This window comes from Parendozoicomonas verongulae (assembly GCF_009711465.1).
Classification (GTDB): domain Bacteria; phylum Pseudomonadota; class Gammaproteobacteria; order Pseudomonadales; family Endozoicomonadaceae; genus Sansalvadorimonas; species Sansalvadorimonas verongulae.
In genome coordinates this window covers 1-1238 of sequence record NZ_SMME01000531.1, presented here as the reverse complement: position 1 = coordinate 1238, position 1238 = coordinate 1, and the positions used below count along the sequence as shown (strand labels likewise).

The 1238-nt window shown below is 48.9% G+C and carries 2 protein-coding genes; both read left to right on the top strand.

Annotation, left to right across the window (positions count from 1 at the left end):
- On the top strand, positions 1 to 429 hold a 429-nt coding region (locus E1189_RS22785), incomplete at its 5' end, for a hypothetical protein (RefSeq protein ID WP_196220962.1).
- The gene (locus tag E1189_RS01330) at positions 387 to 629 is read left to right on the top strand and encodes a hypothetical protein (RefSeq protein ID WP_155158306.1); all 243 of its coding nucleotides are present in this window, start codon (positions 387 to 389) and stop codon (positions 627 to 629) included. The genes E1189_RS22785 and E1189_RS01330, both read left to right, overlap by 43 nt.
- Positions 630 to 1238 lie beyond the last annotated feature (609 nt).

The window sequence follows — 1238 nt, the reverse complement described above, 5'->3', positions numbered from 1 at the left end:
CACTGGAAAGGGCAGTACGATGCCCGAGAGAGCCACACCCCCTGCCCCGTAGATCTAGATGAAGGTTTCCGCCTTCTGGAAACCAACCCTCAAAGAGCATTAACGGCAGCAGCGGCGTTATTAGCAAAACACATAGAAGACCCGCGTCACTATGCCCGTGTTGTGGAATTAAAAGCTCAGGCTCTATTTCGTCTTGACGATTTTGATGGGTGCATCAGATACGTCAATTCTCTTCCACAGGATTTGCAAAATATTCAAGGGGTGATGATGGCAAAAGCCCAGGCTTTACAGGCGAACGATCATCTCACTGAAGCATTGCCTCTTTTCCAGGCCCTTTATGAAAGGGACTCAGAATCTTTCGATGATAAAAAAACAATGGACTGGCTTTGGCCAAACACCTTCGACTTATGGGCGGTGCGGATAATCTGAAAGCAGCTCTGGACACCTACACCTGGCTGTGCACCCAGGTGGCGGACAGACGGACGGGGGGCCCCTGTAATGATATAGAGATCGAGCTGACTCTGGGTAAACACCTCCAGCTCATGGGGGGAATGGATAATCTGAGAACAGCTCTGAACATCTACACCCGACTCATACGGAGGACATTAAGAGACTCTGATTGCTGTTAACCCAAGAGCTGATCGCCCGATTCGCCTGTCTCGGGCAGGATGTTCTCTCTTCCCGTCTTTCTGCCAGAACATCAGCAACTTTTCAGCGCCCTGAAGTCGGGCCCGAAGATCTGGGCTGTCTTGGGAAGGCGTTAACACCGAAATCAGAACTGCAAGCTTTAGGTCTCAAAGAGCATGATTTCAGACAGCAATCAGCTGAAATCTTTGCTGACGCCAGCTCACTTGATCCCCATTGGCAAGAACTGCAGACAGGGACTCTACGGAGGTAACTAACTTCTCCTGAAGGCACGACCTGCACGGATACGGCCATCCCTTGATGCACAAAGATAGTCACCGACACGCTCTTTGGAAATCTCACCCATAGTGTGAACAACATGGTAACACGCCCGATCAGCACAAGCGCCTATCTCTGTCTGCCCTCATAACATAACTGACAGAACAAAAGAGAACTTTGAGAGTTAAGAATTATCCAACTGGCACCGGAATAAGTTTGTAATGGCATTAGGGGAAATATGTGCCTGTTATAGGCACGTAAGCTATGAAGGAGTCTAATAATGCAAGTAACAAGTGCGCCTGGCTCAGAAAGTACACAAATAGACCTTGGTAATG